The 2,850-nt window shown below is 70.7% G+C and carries 2 protein-coding genes; one reads left to right on the plus strand and one right to left on the minus strand.

Annotated elements, in window-relative coordinates; translation table 11 throughout:
• Positions 1 to 58 precede the first annotated feature (58 nt).
• Positions 59 to 1,561, minus strand: coding sequence for an MFS transporter (locus ACRX5S_RS01465; protein WP_436770811.1), 1,503 nt, complete (start codon positions 1,559 to 1,561; stop codon positions 59 to 61).
• 209 nt (positions 1,562 to 1,770) lie between these two features.
• Here ACRX5S_RS01465 and ACRX5S_RS01470 point away from each other — a divergent pair, with 209 nt between their 5' ends.
• Positions 1,771 to 2,730 (plus strand): helix-turn-helix transcriptional regulator, encoded by a 960-nt coding sequence (locus ACRX5S_RS01470; RefSeq protein ID WP_436770812.1) that lies wholly within the window; start codon positions 1,771 to 1,773, stop codon positions 2,728 to 2,730.
• Positions 2,731 to 2,850: the final 120 nt, after the last annotated feature.

Here is a 2,850-nt window from a genome sequence, read left to right on the forward strand (position 1 = left end):
GCGGATGCCGGGCGGGCCTGTCACGTCCCCTTGACGACGAGCGGGTGACCGGGCGGGGTCAGTGGCCGCCGCCCTGGCGGGCGTGCTTCGGCAGCAGGAACCCGAGCACGAACGCCACCACCGTGAGGCCGAGCGCGATCAGCGTGGTCGTCGCGACCGCGTCCACCGCCGACTGCTGGTGCATGTGCGCGCCGCCCTGGCTGAAGAAGACCGTGCCGAACACCGCCACACCGAGCGCCGCGGCGAGCTGCTGCATCGACTCCAGCGCGCTGGACGCCGAACCCACCTCGTGGTCCTTGACGTCGCCCATGATGATGTCGAACAGCGGTACGAAGATCATGCCCATGCCGAGCCCGAAGACCAGGAACGGTCCGACCAGGATCCAACTGCCCATGTTGGTCGTGGCGTTCGCGAAGACCGCGTACAGCAGAGTGATGCCCACCGCCATGATGGCCAGCCCGATGTGCAGGATCCTGCGGCCCAGCTTCACCATCAGCGCGCCGCTCGCACCCGAGCCGATGAACGCGCCCAGCGCCCACGAACCCATTGTCAGGCTCGCCCGCATAGCGCTGAACCCGAGGCCGAGCTGGAGGAACAGGCCGATCGCCATGGACAGGCCGGTGATGGCCCCGAAGAACACGATCACGAACAGCACGCCGGAGCTGTACGAGCGCTTGGAGAACACGCTGAGCTGAACCAGCGGGGCCTTGCCGCCCTTGGCGGTCCGGCGCAGGGTGTACGCCACGAACCCGCCCAGCACCGCCACCGCACCGGCGAGCATCGCGAACATCCAGACCGGCCAGCCCTTCTCCTGCCCCTGCACCAGCGGGTAGACCAGCATGAACATCCCGGCGCCGCCGATGAGCACGCCGAGCAGGTCCATCGACTTGTCGTCCTTGGCGACCGGCGGCTTGGCGGGCAGTGCGAACCGGCCGACGAGCAGCGCGAACAGCCCCAGCGGGACGTTGATCAGGAAGATCATGCGCCACCCCGTGCCGAACAGATCGGCGTCCACCAGCGCGCCGGCCACGATCGGCCCGAGGATGGTGGCCAGCCCGATCGCCGGGCCGAACATCGCGAACGCCTTGCCCATCTCCTGCGGCGGGAACAGGTCGCGGATCAGCCCGAAGCCCTGCGGGATCATCACCGCCCCGGCCAGGCCCTGCAACACGCGGGCGGTGATCAGCGCCTCCGGCGACCACGCCACGGCGCACAGGACGGACGCGGCCACGAACCCGACGATGCCGATCTGCATCATGCGCTTGCGGCCGAAGATGTCGCCCAGGCGCCCGCCGGTCAGCAGCCCCGCGGCCAGCGTGAGCGTGTACGCCGCGGCCATCCACTGCAACGCCGAGTACGAGCCGCCGAGGTCCGAGCGGATCGCGGGGGCCGCGACGTTGACCACGGTCGCGTCGAGCAGGTTCATCAGGGTGGCCGCGAGGACCACGCCGAGGCCGAGCCACTTGCGGTCGGCGCCGCCCCGCTCCGGGGCGGCGGGTCCTGCGCTGGTCGGGGCGTCGGCTGCCACGGTCGGCGCCGCGGACTCCAGGACTGCGCTCACGGGAGTGCTCCTCAGATGTCTTCAACAGGGGGACGTACGGCTGTGCCGGGTCTTGCTCGGCATCGCTCGGTTTCGCGGGGTCTTGCTCGGTTCCGCTTGGTTCCGCTTGGTCCTGCCGGGAGTTCGGTGGCCACCGCTCGTCTCCACTGCTTGAACTCTAGGAGGCTATTAGGCAAGCTTCGTTCCTAAAGGAAGGGCAGGCTCGAAATATGTTGGAGACATCGGCACGACTCTTGCGTCTGCTCTCCCTGTTGCAGACCCACCGCGACTGGACCGGCACCGAACTGGCCGACCGCCTGGACGTCACCCCGCGCACCGTGCGCAACGACGTCGAACGGCTGCGCAACCTCGGCTACCCGGTGCACGCCACGCGCGGCGCCGCGGGCGGCTACCGCCTGGGCGCGGGCGCGTCCCTTCCCCCACTCCTGCTGGACGACGAGGAGGCCGTGGCCGTCGCCGTCGGCCTGCGCACCGCCGCGGGCGGCACGGTGTCGGGCATCGAGGAGACCTCGCTCCGCGCCCTCGCCAAGCTCGAACAGGTGCTGCCCAACCGGCTGCGGCGCCGGGTGAACGCCCTTCAGACCTACACCGTTCCGGTCCCCGGCCAGGAGGGACCGCGCGTCGACGCGGAAGTGCTCACCACGATTGCCGCGGCCTGCCGCGACCACGAGCGCCTGAGGTTCGACTACCGCGACCACTCCGGCGCCGCGACACTGCGGAACGTCGAGCCGTACCGCATGGTCAACTGGGGGCGCCGCTGGTACCTCGTCGCGTGGGACACGCAGCGCGAGGACTGGCGGATCTTCCGCGTCGACCGGGTGTCGCCGCGTACTCCGACCGGTCCGCGGTTCACGCCGCGCAACCTGCCGGCCGAGGACGTCGCGGAGTACGTGTCGGCGCGCGTCGCGGCCGCTCCCTGGCGTACGCGCGTACGCGTCACCGTCAAGGCCCCCGCTGCCGAAGTCGCGGCGCGCGTACCGGGGTTCGCGGGGTCGGTCGAACCGCTGGACGACGAGACCTGCGTGTTCTCCACCGGCGCCGACAACCCCGAGACGCTGGCGGTCTGGCTGGGCATGCTCGGCGCCGACTTCACCGTCGAGGACGCGCCCGAACTCGTGGACCACCTCAGGTCTCTGAGTGAGCGTTACGCGCGGGCCGCGGCCAACTGACGCCGCGGGCAGGCGTGTCTGCGCCACACGCGTATCCAGAGGTGCGCGGTCTTGTGGGCGCGTGTTCTGCGGCCACGCGCCTACGTCCGGCCGCACATGCCGCCGCGCAGGGGCGGAACC

This window comes from Yinghuangia sp. YIM S09857, assembly GCF_051388915.1.
Classification (GTDB): Bacteria; Actinomycetota; Actinomycetes; order Streptomycetales; family Streptomycetaceae; genus Yinghuangia.

Bases quoted from the DNA above. Each gene is read 5' to 3' on its own strand.
- ACRX5S_RS01470 (WP_436770812.1), top strand. From the start codon at position 1,771: ATGTTGGAGACATCGGCACGACTCTTGCGTCTGCTCTCCCTGTTGCAG.